Raw genomic sequence first — 20,196 nt, forward strand, 5'->3', positions numbered from 1 at the left:
CGGGAACCCCGATACCTTGCCGCCACGAATTCCACCCACCAAGGCAAAGGCCGGCCATGACGGACATGCGATACGTAAAACTGGGAAGCTCGGGCGCCACGGTCTCGGCCGTGGGCCTGGGATGCATGGCGTTCGGCCACCCCAGCCACGGAAACCACAGCTGGACGTTGCGCGAACCGGAGTCTGAGCCGATCCTGCGCCGGGCCTTGGAGCTGGGAATCAATTTTTTCGACACGGCCAACGTCTATTCATCCGGGGACAGCGAGCAGATTGCCGGGGCCGCGCTGGCCAAATATGCCCGCCGGGAGGAGGTGGTGATAGCCACCAAGGTTCACGGTGAAATGGTGCCCGGGCCCAACGGCTGGGGGCTGTCCCGTAAGCACATCCTCTGGCAGGTGGACGAGAGCCTGAGGCGCCTGCGCACCGAATACATTGATCTGTACCAAATCCACCGGTGGGACGCGTCCACCCCGCTCGAGGAAACGCTGGAGACACTCGACGGGTTGGTCCGGTCGGGGAAGGTCCGTTATTTGGGCGCCTCCACCATGTACGCCTGGCAGTTCTCCCGGGCGCTGACCCTGCAGCAGGCCGGCGGCTGGGCGCGGTTCGTGACCATGCAGGCGCACTACAACCTCATCTACCGGGAGGAGGAACGGGAGATGATCCCCCTCTGTGAAGCGACGGGCAGCGGGGTGCTGGCATATTCTCCGCTGGCCCGCGGGCGGCTCGCCCGGGACTGGGGCATGGAAAGCCGCCGCCAACGGCAGGACACCCTGGGGCATTCCCTCTATGCCGGGCAGGATGTTCCCAACCAGGCCGTGGCCGACGCCGTGCTCAGGGTGGCGCAGCGCCACGGCGTATCCCGGGCGCAGGTTGCCCTGGCCTGGGTCCTGGCCCATCCGGCGGTGACGGCCCCTGTGCTGGGCGTCACCGCCGTTGGCCAGCTGGATGATTCAGTGGCCGCCCTTGACCTGCAGCTCACGCCGGAGGACCTGGACGATCTGGAGCAGCACTACACTCCCCGCCCGGTGGCCGGCTTCTAGCCCTTGACGGCCCCGGTAACCAGGCCGGTGGTGATGAATCGCTGCAGGAACAGGAACAGTGCCATGACCGGCAGGGCGGCCAGGACCGCGCCCGCGGAGAAGACCCCCCAGGTGCGCGACTGGCTGTCCCCGACAAAGGAGTACAGGCCCACGGCCAGCGTCTGGGCATCCGGATCATTCAGGACAATGGAAGCGATCAGGAACTCGCCGGTTGCCGTAATGAAGGAGAGCAGCCCCACAATCGCCAGGATGGGGGTGACCAGCCGCAGGATGATGGTGAAGAAGATCTGGATGTGGCTCGCTCCGTCAATGCGGGCCGCCTCGTCCAGGGACTTCGGAACCGTGTTGAAGAACCCGTACATCAGGTAAGTGTTCACGCCGAGGGCGCCGCCGAGGTAGACCATGATCAGCCCGGTCTGGCTTCCGAGTCCCAGCCACGGAACGACGTCGGAAATGCCGCTCAGCAGCAGGAAAATGGCCACGACGCCGAGCATCTGCGGGAACATCTGCAGGAGCATCAGGCTCAGCAGCCCAAAACGCCGCCCGGTGAACCGCATCCGGGAGAAGGAGTAAGCGGCCAGCGCACCGAGGAACACGGTCCCGGCGCTGGTAATCAGCCCCACGACAAGAGTGTTCACAAACCATTTGGCGAAGGGTTTCTGCGGATCGGAGAACAGGTTGACGAAGTTGTCGAACTCGATGGTGGTAAACAGTCCGCTCGCTGACACCAGGGTGCCGGTGGGGCTGAGCGCGGCGGAGAGCACATAGGCCAGCGGGAAGAGGGCAAAGACGCCCATGACCAGGCCCACCAGGTGGCGCCAGCCCTTGTCCCGGAACCAGGGTCCAAAACGCCGGCGGGGTTCCGCGGACAGGGACGGGCTGGCGGTGTGCCGTGCCGGGGTCAGAGTTGAATTGCTCATGAGTTCACTTCCTCCAGCGCCTTGGTCTGCCGGAAGCTGACCGCTGAGATGACTGCCACGATGACGAAGATAATGACGGCCAGCGCACTGGCAAGGCCGTAGTCACGCCCGGACCCCTGGCCGAAGGCCACCTTGTACACCAGGGTGATCAGCAGATCGGTGGCCCCGATATCCATGTTGGTGTCGCTGAACCGTGGCCCGCCGCCGGTGAGCATGAAGATCACGTTGAAGTTGTTGAAGTTGAAGGCAAAGGTGGAGATCAGCAGCGGAGCGGTGGACACCAGCAGCAGCGGCAGCTTGATGGAGCGGAAGATCCGCCAGGCGGATGCCCCGTCCATGCGTGCGGCCTCGTTCACATCCTCCGGCAGGGACTGCAGGGCCCCGGTGCAGACCAGGAACATGTAGGGGAACCCGAGCCAGGTGTTCACCAGCAGCACGCTGAATTTCGCCAGCCACGGGTCGGTCAGCCACGGAATGTCGGCGCCGCCGAACAGGGTTGCGTTGATGAATCCGAATTCCTGGTTCAGCATTCCGGACCAGACCAGGCCGGCCAGGAACGCCGGGAAGGCGTACGGCAGGATCATGATCGTGCGGTAGATCTTCTTGCCGCGCAGGTTTGGATGGTTGAAGGTCAATGCCAGGAACAGCCCCAGGCCGAAGCACAGCAGCACCGATCCGAGCGCAAACGTGAAGGTCCAGACAATGACGCTGAGCAGCGGCCCGCGGAGGTCCGGATCGGTGAAGGCACGTTCGAAGTTCTCGAACCCCACTCCCACCTTCCAGCCCGTGGCCAGCCGTTCGCCGTCGGCCGAGGTAAACGCACCCTCGCCGCCGTCCGTGTAGACGGTGCCCGTTTCGGTGTCGGTGAAGGTGTCAGCGGCCTCGTCGTAAATCAGCACCGGTTTGAACACGTAGGCGTTGGATCCATCGGCTGTCTGCAGGATGCCGTCGTCGAGGTCCTCGGACAGCGGGACCTTGATGGCTGTGATGTCCTGCTGTACGGCCAGCAGTTCATTAAAACTGAGGGTTCGGTATCCGTCTGCCCCCGTGGCCTTGCCCGTGCCGCCGATTTCGGCGCCCTCTGCTTCCTCGAGCGGTTCACCCGTGGTGCCGATCCGGACGCCGCCGTCGGGGTCGGTGACCAGAAGGGACAGGACGTCGTCCTTTTCCACGACTGACACTTGGTAGGCGGGAGAATCCGGAACGCGCTTTTGTGCGCTCATGGAGATGGCCGACACGGCGTCGTCCTTGCTGCTGTTGTGTCCGTCGCCGTAGTTGGTGAAGGCGATATATCCGCTGTACACCACCACAAATACCTGGAAGACCACCAGGAACAGTACTCCCGGCGCCAGGTATTTTGCCGGCAGGCCGCCGCGTCGCAGATAGATCCAGTTGATCAGCACGGTCACCGCTGTGGCGACGGCAAGGACCGCCCATTTTTCGCTCATAAACAGGGCCATGAGGACGTAGACGGCAAACGCGTCAGTCAGGCCCAGGAGCAGAATCTTGGCCAGGAGGCCTGCCATTGAGTCGGGACCGCGGCGGCGCTTGGGCGTTCGTGCGGGAATGTCGGGGCGGACAGGGGTGTCCAGCTGATCAACCATGGGGGTTCTCCTTGAACCGGTTCGGGCCGGGACACTGCGCTCCACAAAGGGGCAGTGTCCCGGCCCGCATACCTTGTGCTCCGGCGGAAACGCCGGAGCGGTGTCTATCTCAGGTGCGGCTGATGCCGGACTACTTGGCGATCTTCGCTTCGACGTTGCTGACCATCGTTGCCCAGGACTCTGCGGGATCGCCCTGGCCCTTGATCAGGGCAAGTTCGGTGCCGCCCCAGTCGGCCCAGACGGCGCCCATTTCCGGGATGGCCGGCATGGGTACGCCGTTGGCGCCAATCTCACCGAAGGCGGCGACAATCGGGTCTTCAGCTGCCTTGTCGAAGGACGCGTTCAGGGCCGGCGGGCGTCCGCCGCCTTCGAACATGGCGTCCTGCACGGCCTCGGTGGTGAGGTAGTTCAGGGCAAACTCGGTGGCAGCCAGGGAATTCGCGCTCTTGGAGCTGATGAAGAAGCCGTTCACGCCCACAAAGGGCTGCGCCGGCTGATCGCCCGTGGTCGGCAGCGGGTCAACGACGACGTTGATCCCGGCTTCCTCCGCCAGCGGCACGTTCCACGGACCGGTCAGGAAGTACGGGGAGGCTCCGGCGTTGAACTTTTCCTTGGCGATGTCCGCGGTGATGTTGGAGTTCAGGATGCCTGCTCCAGCCTCACCCCATTCCTTCACCTTGGCGGCGAAGGCAGCACCGTTCTTGTTGCCCAGCTCCAGCTTCGAAGCGTCATAGCCGCCGGTCTCGTCAGTTCCAAAGACGGGTACGCCCATGGAGGTCTGGAACGGGTACAGGTGGTACGGATCGCCCTGCTTGGGGTCCATGCCCACCAGGAACGGGAACTCGGCACCCTTTTCGACGGCAGCCTTGCCGTTGGCGATGACTTCGTCCATGGTGGCTGCCGGTTCGGGAACGAGGTCCGCGTTGCGCAGCAGTCCAATGTTCTCGATGGAGTACGGAACGCCGTAGGTGCTGCCTTCATAGGTCATGGCCGCAACGGCCGATTCCTGGAAGTCAGCAGCCTTTTCGCCCAGTTCAATCGGGGAAACAACGCCGTTGAGGACAAACTTGCCCAGCCAGTCATGCGGACCCACGATCAGGTCCGGACCCTTTCCGGTGGGGACCTGCGTGATGAAGTCGTCGGAAACCTGCTCAAAATCCTTGGTGACCAGCTTGATTTCGATGCCGGTGTCTTCTTTGAACTGGGCAGTGACATCGGTCAGGGCGGGCGAGCGTTCCGCGTCGACCCACATGGTGAGCGTGGTGGCCCCGGCGGTGGACAGATCGGTGGCGTCCGCGCTTTCGGCGGAATCACCGCCGCCGCAGGCTGTCAGGACAAGGGCAGCGGTGACCGAAACGGCCCCGAGAGCGAGGGAGCGGCGGCGAGACGCCGTCATACCCGTGGTGTGCACCTTCATTGGTGAACCTCTCCTATGTTTTTCAAATGGATTCCGGCAATTCTCAGCGCTGGTGCCCCCGGCCTCGTGCGCTGGCGCAACGGAAAGGCAGGAGCAACGGAACACTCCATCGGGACCTCAGTACGGAGAAAGTGTAAGCGCGTACACGTTGTGCGTCCAATCACAGACGCACGTCACTGTTTTTCTCAGCGCTGGAGCGGCCCATTCCTGGCGCCAGGCCGGTCAGGAAGCGCCCTGGAGGGAAATAGTCAGTAATCTTAGAATCACCACTGTCAATGAAAGCGTTTTCATTTTGCGCCCTTCCTGCCCCTAGGATGGCACCCATGCTCAGCCACGTAATTCCCGGCACCGGTGCAGAAACCGGCCCGTCACTTGTCCCCCTGCACGCCGCCTCCAGCGAACATGACCGTCAGTGGTGGCGATCCTCGGTCATTTACCAGGTGTATCCCCGCTCCTTCCGGGACCTCAGCGGAGACGGCATCGGAGACCTCCCCGGCATCACCGCCGAAGTGGACGCCCTGGCCGAACTCGATATCGATGCACTGTGGCTGTCCCCGTTCTACAAGTCCCCCCAGAACGACGCCGGATATGACGTAGCCGACTACTGCTCGGTTGACCCCCTGTTCGGCACGCTGGAGGACTTCGATGCCCTGGTGGCAAAGGCCTCGGGCCACGGCATCCGGGTCATCGTGGACCTCGTGCCCAACCACTGCTCCAGCGAGCACGCACTGTTCCAAGCGGCGCTGGCTGCTCCCGCGGATTCCCCCGAGCGGGACATGTTCATTTTCCGCGACGGCGCCGGCGAGAACGGCGATCTTCCGCCCAACAACTGGCAGTCGCACTTCGGCGGTTCGGCATGGACCCGGATCACGGGAACGGACGGGACCCCGGGACAGTGGTACCTGCATCTCTTCGATTCCAGCCAGCCGGACTTCAACTGGGACAACCCCGCGGTCCGTGACGAGTTTGAACGGATCCTCCGTTTCTGGCTGGACCGCGGCGTGGGCGGCTTCCGTGTGGACGTAGCCCATGCCCTCGTCAAGAAGTCCGGCCTTCCCGACTGGGGCGGCCGCGCTGACGGCTGCTCCTCCGACGGATTCCCCGGACAGGATGCGCCCATGTTCGGCCAGGCCGAAGTCCATGACATCTACCGCTCCTGGCGCAAGCTGCTGGACAGCTACGACGGCGAGCGCGTGCTCTGCGCCGAAGCCACCATCGATCCGCTGGACCGGCTGTCGGACTGGGTGCGCCCGGATGAAATGCACCAGACCTTCAACTTCGCCTACCTGCACCATGACTGGCATGCCGGTGCCGTGCGCCACGTCGTTTCGTCGTCGCTGGAAGCCTTCGACAAGGTGGGGGCGCCCACCACTTGGGTGCTCTCCAACCACGACGTTGTGCGTCACGCCACCCGCTTTGGGCTTGAGGGGCACCAGGAACGCCCGGGTGACGGCCTCGGGCCGGATGACCGGCAGCCCAACTACGTGCTGGGCCTCTCGCGGGCCCGGGCCGCAACTCTGCTGATGCTGGCCCTGCCGGGTGGCGTATACCTGTACCAGGGCGAGGAACTGGGGCTGCCCGACCACACCACCATGCCCCATGACTTCCGTGAGGACCCGACGTATCACCGCACCGGCGGTGCACGCCTGGGCCGCGACGGGTGCCGTGTCCCCCTGCCCTGGTACTCCGGTGCCGACAGCTATGGATTCAGCACCACGGGCGCGGCATGGCTGCCCCAGCCCGCGGAGTGGGCCTCACTGGCACGCGACGTCCAGCGCGAGGATCCGGCGTCAACCCTGAACCTGTACCGCAGCGCGCTGGCCGTGCGCCGGGAGTACGCCCTCGGCGCCGGGTCGCTGGCCTGGTGGCCCGACGTCGACCCGGACTCCGTTGTCGCGTTCGTCAACGGCGGCGTGCTGGTGGTCCTGAACATGGGCGACGAGCCGCTGCACCTGCCGGCCGGAGATGTGCTGGTTGCCAGCGAAGCCGGTGCGGCGGCCGACGGCGTGCTGCTCCCCAACCATGCCGTTTGGCTCCGGATTAACTGACTGCCGCTATGGTGGAATGGCTGAGGCACCGGACCCACGGGTCCGGTGCCTCAGCCCGGTCCGGCTGCCCGGACTGAACGACAAACCGACACACAACTACAAGCCGACCCGAACCGAGGAGCAGCCGTGGCAGGGATCAAAGACGTGGCGGCCCGCGCCGGTGTCTCGTCGGCCACTGTTTCCCGTGCCCTCAGCGGCAACGGCAAGGTTTCCGAAACCACGCGGCGCAAGGTTCAGGTGGCGGCGGACGAACTGGGTTTTGTCATTTCCTACAACGCGTCGTCGCTCGCCTCCGGACGCAGCCGCAACATCGGGATTGTCATGCCCACCGTTGGCCGCTGGTATTTTTCCCAGGTTCTCGAGGGAGCGGCCGCAGCGCTGATCGACGCCGGCTATGACCTGACCCTGTACAACACCAGCGACAGCCCCGGCCACCGCGAAAGCGTGCTGACGGAAATGCTGCGGCGCCAGCGCCTTGACGCCGTGATCGCAGTGGCGCTGAAGCTCACGGACGAGGAACTGGCCCAGCTTCACGCCGTCGAGAAGCCCATCGTGGCCATCGGTGGTCCCCTGCCGGAAACCCACACCATCCGGGTGGACGAGGTCAACATCTCGGTGCTTGCCACGGAGCACCTCATCGCACTGGGGCACACCAGGATTGCCCATATTGGCGGCGGAGAGGAACACGAGCGTGATTTCCGCCTGGGCAGCACCCGGCGGGACGGATACGAACAGGCCATGGGCCGCGCGGGCTTGGAAAGCCTGCATATCAACAGCCCGGACTTTTCCGTAGCCAGCGGAGTCCTCGCGGCCAAGACTCTCCTGGCGGCTCCGCGGGGCCGGCCAACGGGCATCTTTTGCGCCTCGGATGAGATCGCCGTCGGAACCATACTTGCGGCCCGGGGCCTGGGCCTGCGCGTCCCCGAGGACCTGTCCGTCATCGGAATTGACGGACACGAGCTCGGTGAGGTTTTTGGGCTCACCACCATTAGCCAGGATCCCCGGGGGCAGGGAGCCGCCGCCGTCGCCGCCGTGCTGTCGCTGCTGGCGCAGAAGCCGCTGGAGGCCGACTGGATCCAGCGGTTTTATCCGACCGAGTTTGTGGTTCGGTCCAGCACCTCGGTTCCGGCGGATCTTCGCGGCTGACCTGCGTGGATGGGAGCCGGCGCCGGCACTCCCTCTCGTCTTCGCCGACCAACCGTGCTTAACTAAATCCTTAGTCCGCCCGGCCGAAGGAACTCCGCCCTGCCATGTCGCTTTTTCTTTGGATCCTTCAGATAGTCCTGGCCGTGCTGTTCCTGGGAATCGGTGGCCAGCGCCTGACACAGCCCGCGCGGCAGCTGAGGAAACTGCCGTGGACCGATGGCTATCCCCTGGGCCTTATCCGCGCCCTGGGGGCAGTGGAGGTTGTTGCCGGCCTCGGGCTGCTGCTTCCCGGGGTGCTGGGCACGGTCCCCCTGCTGACTCCCGCTGCTGCCGCCGGACTGGTGGTCCTCATGGCGCTGGCGGTGGCCCTGCACCTGCGCCGGGGCCAGCGGCAGGCGGCGGTTCTCCCGGCTATCCTTCTGATAATGGCGGCATTTGTGGTTTGGGGGCGGCTGACGCAGCTGCTGTGAGCGGCGCTCTCCTCCCCACAGATACCTAAAGGCCCGGAAGCGTGGGAGGGAGCGGAATGTCAGGCAAAGCGGAAGCCGTGACGGAGCTGTACGCCCTCATGCCCGATGCCTTCACCGCCGCCCGAAACCAGCGCGCCTCGGAAGCAGTCAAGGCAGGGGACAAGAACTTGGGAAAGGCCATCCGTGCCTTGCCCAAGCCGTCCTCCGCCGCCTGGCTGGTGAACATGCTGACGCTGCACCGTCCGGAGCTGGTCTCCGAAGTCCTCGAACTGGGCGCGGTCCTGCGCGAAGCACAGAGCGACTTGGACCAAAAACAGCTGCGCCAGCTCAGCGGTGAACGCCAGCGGCTGCTCCGCTCGGCTGCGCGGGAGGCCGGCAGCCTGGCCGAAGAACTCGGGCACCGGGTCAGTACCGCCGTCGGCGCTGAAGTTGAACAAACCCTGTGGGCCGCCATGACGGATGCCGATGCCGCCGCGGCTGCAGCCAGCGGGCAGCTGGTGCGCGCCCTCGAAGCCAACGGATGGGATCCGGTGGACGTCGAGGGAGCCGTGGCAGACCCCGAATTGGTGCGTCCGCCTGCACCGGGAGGGCGGCAGCGGAGCCGGCCCTCCGCGGATTCAACCGATGCAGGCGGGTCTGGAGCACAGCCGGACGCGGCCGGGGAACATGCCGGATCCGCCGCTGCGGCGCGGAAGGAAAAGGCCGCCGCGGCCAGGGCGCTGCGCACCGCACGGACAACACTGCAGGATGAGCAGCGGGACGCCCAAACGGCGGAGGACACGCTCAAGGCCGCCCAGCACGAGGTGGATACCCTTGCGGACCGGCGCGATGAACTCACTGACGAAATCGATGAGCTGCGCGAGCGGATCCGGGACTTGGAACGTCTCGTGGCCACCGTCGACCGCCGTGCCGGCACCCTGGAACGGGAACGGGATGCTGCCCGCCGGTCCGCCCGTGCAGCCCGCCGCGCGGTGGAAAAGGCACAGGCCAAGCTCGAAAGCCTCGGCTAGAAGTCCTGTGCCGAAAACCGCCCTCCATAATTCCGCGACCTCGATTATAACGATTCAAAAAACTATTGACTGGCCGTCACCCGGGCCATAGGTTGGAGTCAATCAGGCGGGAAACCGCTTCCCACTCGACTCACAAAGAGGTGCGTTTGATGTCCTGCCGTGCATGCACTCAGAGAAACCAACAGTAGTGAAAAAGGGCAGTGTGGCAGCGCGCGCCTACGAATTTTTTGATGCCTTGACCTGGATCGCGCTGCTGAACATCGCATTTATTGGATTCACTCTTCTTGGCGGAATCATCTTTGGTTTTGGTCCTTCGCTCGTTGCCGGCTCGACAACTGTGCGTCGCCGGGTGAAGGGGGAAGCGTTCAAGCTCTTTCCCGCCTTTTGGCAAGCGTGGAAAGCCGAGTTCTTCAGGGCCAACGCCGTCCTGCTGCCGGCAGCGGCGGTGCTGGCAGCGCTGGTGTCCAGCTGGCAGTTTTTCCGCATCGGCCAGGACGGTCTTTCCGCCGTGCTGGCCCCGGCCACCATGGTTGTCGCGGGCATCTGCACCATCGTCCTGTCCGTCCTCGTTCCGCTGCTCACTCATTACGAGATCAGGCTGGCCGCTGCAGTTCCGGCGGCCGTTAGCCTGACCCTCGCTAATCCGTTGCTGCTCATCCTTAACGGGATCATCCTGGCCGGCAGCGTCCTTGCCACCGTGCAGCTTCCTGGCCTGCTCCCCTTCTTTTCCTTCGGTTTGGCCCTCTATCTCACAACACGCGTGGCCCTGGATTTTTTTGTGCGCAACGAAATCCGGCTGGCGGTATCCCCGCTTCAACCAGCCGCCTAGCAATTCCCGCTGCCGCCGGCGAAGTTGCCTGCGCCCGCACCTGCACCACAACGGCATTCGCCTCACTGTTCGCTGCATTCATCAAAGGAGATCACTATGCACCGCAAACCCCTTAAAGGACTGGCTCTTGTCCTCACCGCCGGCTTGGCGCTATCCGCCTGCTCCTCCAGCTCCGAGGAAGAAGCCACGGCGGCACTGGACACCGTCTCAATCATGGCCCCCTTCCTTGAGCCCCAGCCGCCGGAGCAGGGCGACACGATGCAGACCAAGCTCGAGGAGATCACCGGCAAGAAGCTCGACATCAATTGGGTGCCGAATGCCGACTACGAGGAAAAGACCAACATCACCCTTGCCGGTGATGACCTCCCCCACGTCATGGTCATCCAGGGCAAAACACCGGGCTTCGTCAAAAACGCCACCGCGGGCGCCTTCTGGGAGCTGTCGGACTATTTGGACGAATATCCCAATCTCATCACCGAAAACCCAGACATCGAACGCAATGCAAGCATTAACGGCGATGTCTACGGCGTTTACCGGGCACGCGACGCCATGCGGACGTCCGTCATCCTGCGCAAGGACTGGCTGGAGAACCTGGGCCTGGAGACACCCGCCACGGTGGATGACCTGTATGAGGTGGCAAAGGCCTTCACGGAGAAGGATCCCGACGGCAACGGAGTGAAGGACACCTACGGCCTCATCGTGCCTAAGTGGCCCGGAACAATAAACTCCAACAGCCCCTATGACGTCGTGGCAACTTGGTTCGGCGCCGGCAACACCTGGACTGAGGAGGACGGTGAACTCGTTCCCAACTTCGCCACTGAAGAGTTCATCGAAGCGAACAAGTACCTCAAGAAGTTCGTGGATGAAGGGCTGATCAACAGTGATTACGCCACCATGGATTCGGCCACTTGGAACGAGCCATTCTTCAACGGCCAGGGCGGCATCATCGTAGACGTTCATTCGAGGGCTTCAGTACTCATCAACTTGTTCAAGGCACAGGATCCGGCCACGTTCGAGAACTTCGTCGATATTTCCGGAAACCTCGAAGGCCCCGACGGGGAGCTCCACGCCCACCCAACTCCCGGGTTTTCCGGCTTCCTTGCGGTTCCCAAGGCCAAGGTCAAGACCGAAGCGGAACTGAAGGAAGTCCTGAGCTTCCTCAACGAACTGAATTCGGAAGAAGCGGCCATCCTGATCAACAACGGCATTGAAGACGTCAACTTCACCCTCGACGGAGACCTGACGGTTCCCATCGCTGAGCTGACCGATGAAGGAAAGGAAGTTGCCCAGGCCGTCAAGACCTACTCCCAGCTGGGCACCAACGTGGACGGCATCAAGTACTACCTGCCCAAGCAGGCTACGGAATACGAGCAGGAAATGTTCGACAAGCGCCTTGAGATGCAGGAATCCGACCTCGAGTTCGCTGACCAGAACCCCGCCTCGGCGTTCATTTCGGAGACCCAGGTGGCCAAGGGAGCCCAGCTGGACAACATCGTCACGGATGCCCGCATCCAGTTCCTGGCCGGACAGATCGATGAGAAGGCGCTCCGCGCGGCGGTCGAACTCTGGAAGTCCAGCGGCGGCAATGACGTCATCGCTGAAATCAACGAACTGAACAAATCGTCCAAGTAAGCGCACCGTCCGGGGGTGGGGCACTGACGCCTCACCCCCGGGCCAGAGTAAGGACACATCGTGACCAGCATCCTTTCCAACGCGGACCCGCTCTCCGCTGCCTCCGGGCCGCCTTCCCCGGCACGGCGGAAAGTCCCGTTCAAGGCCCGGATGGTCCAGTACCGCTGGCTGTACCTGCTGTTGCTGCCGGGCATTCTATATTTTGCAGTTTTTCGCTACTGGCCCATGTGGGGCGCCCGCATCGCCTTCAAGGACTTCGTTCCCTTCCTGGGCATCGACGGAAGCCCGTGGGTGGGTTTCCGTCATTTTGAGGATTTCTTCACCAACCCGGATTTTCCGCGGCTGCTGACCAACACCCTGGTCCTTGCGGCGCTGTCCCTCTTGGTGGCGTTTCCGCTGACCATCATCATGGCGCTGCTCCTGAATGAACTGCGGCTGCAGATCTATAAACGCACCATTCAAACATTGATCTATATCCCACATTTCCTGTCCTGGACCATCGTGGCGTCGCTGAGCTATCTCCTTTTAGCCATGGATGTGGGCCCGCTGTTTACTGGGCTGAACAATCTGTTTGGCACCAACATCGATTTTCTGGCGGACCCGGACTGGTTCCGGCCGATTATCGTGGCGCAGGAGATCTGGAAGAACACGGGCTGGGGAACCATTATTTTCCTCGCGGCCCTCGCCACCGTTGACCAGGAACAATATGAGGCTGCGGTGATCGACGGGGCCGGCCGGTTCCAGCGGGTCTGGCACATTACTCTTCCCAACATCCGCGGCGTGATCGTTGTCCTGCTCATCCTGCAAATCGGACAGATCCTCAATACCGGGTTTGAGCAGATCTATTTGATGTCCAACAGCTTGAACCGGACCGTGGCTGATGTCTTCGACACCTACGTCTACTTCGTGGGTATCACGCAGGGCGCCTACAGCTACAGCACCGCCGTCGGCCTGTTCAAGGCAGTCGTGGGAGTCATCCTCATCTTTGGCGCCAATTCGTTGGCCAAGCGGTTCAACCAGTCGGGACTTTTCTAGATGGAAAATCGATACAACACAAAGCCGGGGCGTGTCTTCGACGCGTTCAACATTGTGCTCCTCGGCGCGGTGGGCATCCTTGCCCTGCTGCCGTTCCTTTTTGTCATTGCCGGGTCCTTCGCCACTGAGGCTGAGCTCACCCGACGCTCCTTCTTTCTGTGGCCGGAGGAGTTCACTCTCGGATCCTACGAGGCGATCCTCCAAACCCCCGCTTTCCTCCGGGCAATGGCCACCACCATCGGGGTGACGGCCACGGGAACCGTCATCCAGCTCGCCCTCACCGTCTGCATGGCGTATCCGCTGTCCAAGCGGGCGCTTCCGGGACGCAACATCATCCTGAGCCTGGTTGTGTTCACCATGGTCTTCTCCGCCGGGATGATTCCCACGTTCCTCGTGGTCAAGGACCTGGGCCTGCTTGATACCTGGTGGGCGCTGATCCTGCCCATGGCCGTCAACCCGTTCAGCCTGATCATCATCAAGAACTTCTTCCAGGAACTGCCCGCCGAGCTGGAAGAATCAGCGAAAATTGACGGCGCCTCGGAGCTGCGCATTCTGTGGAGCATCCTGCTGCCACTGTCCAAACCCGTACTCGCAACCTTTGCCCTGTTTTATGCGGTGGGCATCTGGAATGACTTCATGTCTCCTTTGCTGTATCTCAACGACAGCAGGATGTGGACCCTGCAGATGTTCCTGCGGCAGGTGACGGTGGCCTCCGATGCAATGCTTGATAACCCTGATCCCAGTTATATTCCTCCGTCCCAGGGCATCAAATTCGCCGTCGTTGTTGTTGCAACCATTCCGATCCTGCTGTTCTATCCCTTCCTGCAGAAGCACTTTGCCAAGGGCATCCTGATCGGATCGGTGAAGGGATGAGGATCCTCTTGGCGGGAGATTCGACCGTTGCCGCATGCCCTCCCGAGGAATACCCCATGAGCGGATGGGGTCCGGAACTGGCCGGGTTCCTGGAAGCCGGAGACATAGTCCTGAATTTCGCGAAGGGCGGGGCAACCACCGCGTCATTCGCCGCTGAGGAACTGTGGCAGGACCTCCTCAAGGAACTTGAGCCGCAGAACTTCGTACTGATCCAGTTTGGCCACAATGATCAAAAGCACCCCCAGTTGCTGGCACCCGAGGGCGGCTATACGGAACGGCTGGCGGAATTCGTGGCGGATGTCCGGGACCGGGGCGGAGTGCCGGTGCTCTGCACGTCAGTGGAGCGCTGCTGGTTCTCGAACGCCCGCTTGTCCCCTTCCCACGGCGGTTATCCAGCGGCGGTGCGGGCGCTGGCTGCCCGGGAGCAGGTGCCGGTCATCGACCTCACCGTTTTCTCCAGCTGGTTGTACGAGTCATTGGGCGAAACGGCGGCACTGGCGCTGTTTACGGAACAGGACAAAACCCATTTCTGTGTCCGCGGCGCCCGGGAAATTGCATCCTACGTTGCCCGCGCCCTGGCAGCGGTCAGTGGACGGGATGCGCGGCAGCCACCCCTCGGGCCGAACCTGTGACGGGCTACGCCAACGCACTGCGGTCCCCGGATGACCTGCTGGGCTGGATAGCTGAGGGGCCCGTGAACGTGAGCCAGGGACCATCGGGAGTAGTGTTGGCCGGATCTGCTCCGGACCCCGACGATGACGCCGCGCACTGGACCCTTTGGTGCCCGGTTCCCTTCAGCGACGGTATCCGGATCTCGTGGGATTTCCGGCCCATCGAGGAACCCGGACTGGCCATGCTGTTTTTCGCGGCCCAGGGTCACTCGGGTGATCTGTTCGGCCCCCAGCAGCTGCCCCGCGACGGGCGGTACCCGCAGTACCATTCGGGTGACCTGGACGCACTGCACATCTCCTATTTCCGTCACCGGTGGCCGCATGAACGGGCGTTCCGCACCTGCAATCTGCGGCGGAGCGCCGGTTTCCATCTGGTGGCCCAGGGCGCGGACCCCCTGCCACCGGCCGCTGATGCTGACGGGTTCTACCGGCTGGTCGTTGAGAAGGACGGCCGCGATGTCCGGTTCAGCATGAACGGACTGCCGTTGTTCGCATGGCACGACGACGGCGCCGCCGGTCCCGCCCCGCTCACCGGGGGATACATCGGATTGCGCCAAATGGCGCCCCTCGTTGCCGAATACAAAGACTTTTCTGTCAGCAGCCTCATCCCCGGAGCTGACTCGACCACGTTGGAGGATTCCCATGCATGATGCAGTTGCGCTCGACTGGTTGGAGCCGGTGCCCCACCGGCAGGCAAGGGAACACGGCACGGCTGCGGCCCTGCCCGGCGGCACAACCTTCGGTGTCCCCTTCCCCCGCGGCGCCGTTACCGATGCAGGATGTCTTACCCTGGCCGACGCGGACGGACATCCGGTGCGCCACCAGGCGTGGCCCACTGCAATGTGGCCGGACGGTTCACTGAAATGGGCCGGCATTGCCACCGGCACCATGCCCATGGCTGCAGCTGGCGCATCCCTGCAGTTGTCCATCGCCGCGGACGGCACCGCAGACAACGCCGCGGCCCCGGTAGCCGCCGTCACCGTGGGCAACGCTGTCACGGCAGACACCGCGGAAACCGAAATCACGGTCGATACCGGGCAGCTGAAATGCGTCATCGGACGAACCGGGCGGGACTTCCTGAGATCCCTCTCCAGAGGCGGCACCGTGGTTGCCGAAAACGGCCGACTCGTCAGCTCCACGGTGGACACCGTGGAGGAAAACGCCGGAACCGTGACCCGCACCGGTTACGAGTCCACCGTGCGGGACGCCGTCGTCGAATCCGAAGGACCTGCCCGTGTTGTGGTGCGCATTAACGGGACGCACAGCGGCAACGGACGGGACTGGCTCCCCTTTGTGATCCGCTTGTACTTCCACGCGGACGCCAGAAGCATCAGGATGATGCATTCCTTTACGTGGGACGGAGATGAACACCGGGATTTCCTGGCCGGCCTGGGCATACGCTTCAGCGTGCCGCTGCAGGGACATCTGCATGACCGCCATGTGCGCATCGCCGGTGCTGACGGCGGGTTCCTCGTCGAAGCCGTTCGCGGGATCACCGGCCTGCGCCGTGATCCCGGATCGGATGTGCGGGCCGCCCAGATCAATGGAGCGGCCACCTCCGACCCTGCGAGCTGGAATCCGGAAGTCGGCCAGCGGCTGAGCCTCATTCCGGCGTGGCCGGATTACTCGCTGTCCCAACTCACCAGCGACGGATTCAGCCTGCAAAAACGCACCGGCCCGAACCATCCCTGGATAGGCATCACCACCGGAACGCGGGCGGGAGGATTCGCCTATCTGGGTACGCCCAGCGGCGGTTTTGGCGTGGGACTCCGGGATTTCTGGAAGTCGTACCCCGCCGGAATCGACATCCGAGGTGCGGATGGACCGGCCGCCGAAATCACGCAGTGGCTGTATTCCCCGCAGGCACAGCCCATGGACCTGAGGTTCTACCACGACGGGCTGGGCCAGGACACGTACGAAAAGCAGCTCGAGGGCCTCGAAATCACGTACGAGGACTACGAGGAGGGCTTCGGAACACCCTATGGGATAGCCCGCACCCACGAGCTGACCCTCTTTGCTTACGACGGAACACCGTCGACTCCGGACCTGGCAGCCGACGCGCGCTGGGCGGCTGCTCCCCCGCTGCTCCAGGCAACGCCCCAATACCTTTCCTCGGCCGGCGTTTTCGGGGACTGGGCGCCGGTGGACCGCAGCACCAGAGCCAGGGCCGCGCTCGAGGACAAGTTGGATTTCCTGTTTGACTTCTACAAGTCCCAGATCGAGGAGCGCCGCTGGTACGGGTTTTGGAACTACGGCGACGTCATGCACACGTACGACACCGACCGCCACACCTGGCGCTACGACGTCGGTGGATATGCGTGGGACAACTCCGAGCTGTCCCCGGATCTGTGGCTTTGGTACGCCTATCTGCGGTCTGGACGGGCTGATATCTTCCGGGTTGCGGAAGCCATGACCCGGCACACCGGAGAGGTCGATGTTTATCATCTGGGTCAGTGGGCAGGTCTTGGAACACGGCACAACGTCCAGCACTGGGGCTGCAGCGCCAAGCAACACCGCATTTCCAGTGCTGCGTACCGGCGCTTCTACTACTTCCTGACGGCCGACGAGCGCACGGGAGACCTGCTCGATGAGCTGGTGGAAGGGGAACGGAACTTCCTGAAGCTGGATCCCACCCGCAAAGTCCGCCCCGATGTCTACTCTCCGGATCCGGCCGCCCTGGCCGTCGGTCTCGGCACCGATTACGGAGCTCTTGCCGCAGCATGGCTGACGGCCTGGGAACGGCACGGCGACACGGCAGCCGCCGCCAAGTTGCTGGGCACCATGAAAGACATCGGTGCGCTCAAATACGGCTTCCTGACCGGTGAGGCACACTACGACATGACCACCGGGCGCTTTGACACCACCCGGGAGCAGATCAGCGTCTCGCACCTGAGTGCAGTCTTCGGATTGGTGGAGGTTGCCAGTGAGTTGATCGATCTGGTGGACGTACCGGAATTTGAACAGGCTTGGCTGCAATACTGCCGCCTCTTCCTCGCGGCACCCGCGGAACAGGAGGCGGAGGTGGGCCAGCCCTTGCCAGGCATTTATTTGACCCAGGCACACAGCCGGCTCACCGCCTACGCCGCCAAGCGACTCAACGATCCCCAACTTGCTGCCCGGGCATGGGTGGAATTTGCGGCTGGCGGAGAGCTGCTCGGCAACGACATTGCCTTCCGCGAACACCGCATTTTGCCCCCGCATGTTCTGGCGCCCGTCACGGAGGCCCGGACCGTTTCCACGAATGACGCATCCCAGTTTGGCCTTGCTGCCATCCAGCTGCTGGCGCTCGTTGGCGGGCAGGCACCGGACCCGGGAGCTCCGGAAGGGTAGGCGCGCGGCAGGGAAATACGTGCAGAATTTTCGCCCTAATTATCCGGGCGCAACGGTGGTACGTTCGAAATCCGACAGACATAACTCCACCTGGAGGAATCATGACTGACCATGTTGCGCCCGTCAGCGACTGCGCTGTCCACAGCTGCGACTACAACCATGACGGCTGTACCGCCTACGCCATCACGGTTGGCGGAACCCCCGACCACGCGAGCTGCGCCACCTTTATCGACACGTCGGAAACCGGCGGGCTGCCCAAAGTGCTGGCATCGGTTGGAGCGTGCCTGCGCAGCGAATGCCGGCACAACGACCACCTCATGTGCACCGCCCACGACGTCAAGGTTGGCCCCGGCGCTGAGCTCGCTGACTGCCTGACCTATCAGCCGCGGTAGCTGGCCCGGCTGCCCCGCAAACGTCCTCCGAAGACCCGGAATGTGATCCACGCCTCAGCAGCCTGTAGCGTTGGAGGCCACAAACCCGCTTCAAAGGAGAACCGATGCCCGGCCTGGACACTGCATTAACACCGCTTCGCTTTCTGGAACGCGCCGCGCAGGTTCATCCGGACAAGACCGCGGTCATCGACGGTGACCGCCGCATGACCTACCGCGATTTTGCCGCCGCCGTGACCCGCGCCGCGCATGCACTGCAGGCCTCCGGCCTGACCGCCGGCGGCAGGGCCGCTTTCCTCGGCACCAACTCCACGGAGTTCCTGATCGCCCACTACGCGGTTCCCCTGGCCGGCGGCGTCCTGGTTCCGCTAAACACCCGGCTGTCCCCGCCCGAAGTCGCCTACATCTGCAACCACTCCGGCGCCACCCTCCTGTTCGGGGACCCGGACCTGCTCCTCGGCCTCGGACCGGTCGAGCTGCACGACGTCACAGAGATCATTTCGGTCCCGCTCCAGGACGGCAGCGCCGTCACGGTGGAGGGCACGACGTCGTACGCTGATTTCCTCGCGCGCGGCACCGACACCCCGCTCCCCTGGGAAATTGACGACGAAAACACCGTCATCGCCCTGAACTACACCTCCGGCACCACCGGCCGGCCCAAGGGCGTGATGTACACCCACCGCGGCGCATACCTGAACTCACTCGGGGAAGTGCACCACCAGGGCTTCTCCCAGGACTCGGTGTACCTGTGGACCCTGCCCATGTTCCACTGCAACGGCTGGTGCACCACGTGGGCGCTGACCGCGGCGTCCGGGACCCATGTCTGCCTGCGGGCGGTCCGGGGCCCGGAGATCTGGCGGCTGATCGATACCCACGGCATCGACCACCTGGCCGGCGCTCCCACCGTGCTCAGCGCCATCGCCACGGCTGCCGAGGCCCACGAACTGAACCACCCGCTGACCATCGTCACCGCCGGCGCCCCGCCCAGCCCCACGGTAATCAACAAGATCCACCAGCTGCGGGCCACCGTGGTCCACGTCTACGGACTCACCGAATCCTACGGACCGCACGCGGTGTGCGAGCCCCAGGCAGCGTGGGCTACGCTCGACGGCGATGCGCTGGCACGGAAAATGGCCCGGCAGGGCGTGGGCATGCTGACGTCGGACCGGCTGCGCGTGGTGTGCGACGAGGTGGGATCCGCGGGTGAGCTGACCGACGTCGCGGCCGACGGCGTGGAGATGGGTGAAATTGTCATGCGCGGAAATTCGGTCATGAAGGGCTATTACCGTGACGAAGCCGGCACCGCCGACGCGTTCCGAGGCGGCTGGTTCCATACCGGGGATCTCGGCGTCATGCACCCTGACGGCTACGTCCAGCTGCTGGACCGGTCCAAGGACGTGGTGGTCTCCGGCGGTGAAAATATTTCCACCATCGAAGTGGAACAGGCCCTGGCCAGCCATCCCGCGGTGGCGGATGTGGCAGTGATCGGTGTTCCCGATGAGCGCTGGGGCGAACGGCCCAAGGCCTTCGTGGTGCTGGCCCCCGGCCGCAGCGCCAGCGAGGAGGACCTCCTGGCCCACGTCAAGAGCCAGATCGCTTCCTACAAGGCGCCGCGGTCAATCGAGTTCATCATTGACCTGCCGAAGACATCCACCGGGAAAATCCGCAAGAATGAACTGCGGTCATTGGAGTGGGAAGGCCGGGAAGCCCGTATCAACTAGGGACAACCCCGGGTCTGCGGTCCTGCGCCGCGGGCCCTGCGGAACGTCAACAAGCAAA

The 20,196-nt window shown here is 63.7% G+C and carries 17 protein-coding genes; 14 read left to right on the top strand and 3 right to left on the bottom strand.

What is annotated here, in order from left to right; all coding sequences use genetic code 11:
* The first annotated feature begins 65 nt into the window (after positions 1–65).
* Entirely contained in the window at positions 66–1,043 is a 978-nt protein-coding gene (locus tag AAE021_RS13285) for an aldo/keto reductase (RefSeq protein WP_425362482.1), read from the top strand.
* Here the strand turns inward: AAE021_RS13285 and AAE021_RS13290 are convergent.
* The 3 genes from AAE021_RS13290 to AAE021_RS13300 all read right to left on the bottom strand — a co-directional run bounded on the left by AAE021_RS13290 (position 1,040) and on the right by AAE021_RS13300 (position 4,984).
* The gene (locus AAE021_RS13290) at positions 1,040–1,963 is read right to left on the bottom strand and encodes a sugar ABC transporter permease (RefSeq protein ID WP_342022814.1); all 924 of its coding nucleotides are present in this window, start codon (positions 1,961–1,963) and stop codon (positions 1,040–1,042) included. The two genes, AAE021_RS13285 and AAE021_RS13290, sit on opposite strands and share 4 nt — an antisense overlap.
* Positions 1,960–3,567: an ABC transporter permease subunit gene (locus AAE021_RS13295; RefSeq protein ID WP_342022815.1), complete on the bottom strand. Its 1,608-nt coding sequence runs from the start codon at positions 3,565–3,567 to the stop codon at positions 1,960–1,962. Before AAE021_RS13295 ends, AAE021_RS13290 begins: the two co-directional genes overlap by 4 nt.
* A gap of 130 nt (positions 3,568–3,697) precedes the next feature.
* Complete coding sequence (locus AAE021_RS13300; RefSeq protein ID WP_342022816.1) at positions 3,698–4,984, bottom strand: maltose ABC transporter substrate-binding protein; 1,287 nt, start codon at positions 4,982–4,984, stop codon at positions 3,698–3,700.
* 323 nt (positions 4,985–5,307) lie between these two features.
* Between AAE021_RS13300 and AAE021_RS13305 the strand changes: the two genes are divergently transcribed.
* The 13 genes from AAE021_RS13305 (at position 5,308) to AAE021_RS13365 (ending at position 20,138) form a co-directional block, all read left to right on the top strand.
* Complete coding sequence (locus AAE021_RS13305) at positions 5,308–7,032, top strand: glycoside hydrolase family 13 protein (protein WP_342022817.1); 1,725 nt, start codon at positions 5,308–5,310, stop codon at positions 7,030–7,032.
* Between the two features lie 126 nt (positions 7,033–7,158).
* The gene (locus tag AAE021_RS13310; RefSeq protein ID WP_342022818.1) at positions 7,159–8,178 is read left to right on the top strand and encodes a LacI family DNA-binding transcriptional regulator; all 1,020 of its coding nucleotides are present in this window, start codon (positions 7,159–7,161) and stop codon (positions 8,176–8,178) included.
* Positions 8,179–8,282: 104 nt separating this feature from the next.
* Positions 8,283–8,648: a DoxX family protein gene (locus AAE021_RS13315; RefSeq protein ID WP_342022819.1), complete on the top strand. Its 366-nt coding sequence runs from the start codon at positions 8,283–8,285 to the stop codon at positions 8,646–8,648.
* Positions 8,649–8,704: 56 nt separating this feature from the next.
* On the top strand, positions 8,705–9,658 hold the full coding sequence (locus AAE021_RS13320) for a hypothetical protein (RefSeq protein WP_342022820.1): 954 nt from the start codon (positions 8,705–8,707) through the stop codon (positions 9,656–9,658).
* Positions 9,659–9,845: 187 nt separating this feature from the next.
* Positions 9,846–10,487 (top strand): YesL family protein, encoded by a 642-nt coding sequence (locus AAE021_RS13325; RefSeq protein WP_342022821.1) that lies wholly within the window; start codon positions 9,846–9,848, stop codon positions 10,485–10,487.
* 96 nt (positions 10,488–10,583) lie between these two features.
* On the top strand, positions 10,584–12,119 hold the full coding sequence (locus tag AAE021_RS13330; RefSeq protein ID WP_342022822.1) for an extracellular solute-binding protein: 1,536 nt from the start codon (positions 10,584–10,586) through the stop codon (positions 12,117–12,119).
* A 60-nt stretch (positions 12,120–12,179) separates the two neighbouring features.
* Entirely contained in the window at positions 12,180–13,154 is a 975-nt protein-coding gene (locus AAE021_RS13335) for an ABC transporter permease (protein ID WP_342022823.1), read from the top strand.
* A complete protein-coding gene (locus tag AAE021_RS13340; protein WP_342022824.1) occupies positions 13,155–14,027 on the top strand; it encodes a carbohydrate ABC transporter permease in 873 nt (290 codons plus the stop codon). It begins immediately after the preceding gene.
* Between the two features lie 56 nt (positions 14,028–14,083).
* Complete coding sequence (locus tag AAE021_RS13345; RefSeq protein ID WP_342022825.1) at positions 14,084–14,659, top strand: rhamnogalacturonan acetylesterase; 576 nt, start codon at positions 14,084–14,086, stop codon at positions 14,657–14,659.
* Positions 14,656–15,348, top strand: coding sequence for a DUF1961 family protein (locus AAE021_RS13350; protein WP_342022826.1), 693 nt, complete (start codon positions 14,656–14,658; stop codon positions 15,346–15,348). The genes AAE021_RS13345 and AAE021_RS13350 overlap by 4 nt, the downstream gene beginning before the upstream one ends.
* The gene (locus AAE021_RS13355; protein WP_342022827.1) at positions 15,341–18,028 is read left to right on the top strand and encodes a Tat pathway signal sequence domain protein; all 2,688 of its coding nucleotides are present in this window, start codon (positions 15,341–15,343) and stop codon (positions 18,026–18,028) included. The genes AAE021_RS13350 and AAE021_RS13355 overlap by 8 nt, the downstream gene beginning before the upstream one ends.
* A 101-nt stretch (positions 18,029–18,129) precedes the next feature.
* Positions 18,130–18,420: a DUF1540 domain-containing protein gene (locus AAE021_RS13360; protein WP_342022828.1), complete on the top strand. Its 291-nt coding sequence runs from the start codon at positions 18,130–18,132 to the stop codon at positions 18,418–18,420.
* A 104-nt stretch (positions 18,421–18,524) separates the two neighbouring features.
* A complete protein-coding gene (locus AAE021_RS13365) occupies positions 18,525–20,138 on the top strand; it encodes an AMP-binding protein (protein ID WP_342022830.1) in 1,614 nt (537 codons plus the stop codon).
* The last annotated feature ends 58 nt before the right edge of the window (positions 20,139–20,196 follow it).

It is taken from the genome of Arthrobacter citreus, from assembly GCF_038405225.1.
Lineage (GTDB): Bacteria > Actinomycetota > Actinomycetes > Actinomycetales > Micrococcaceae > Arthrobacter_B > Arthrobacter_B citreus_A.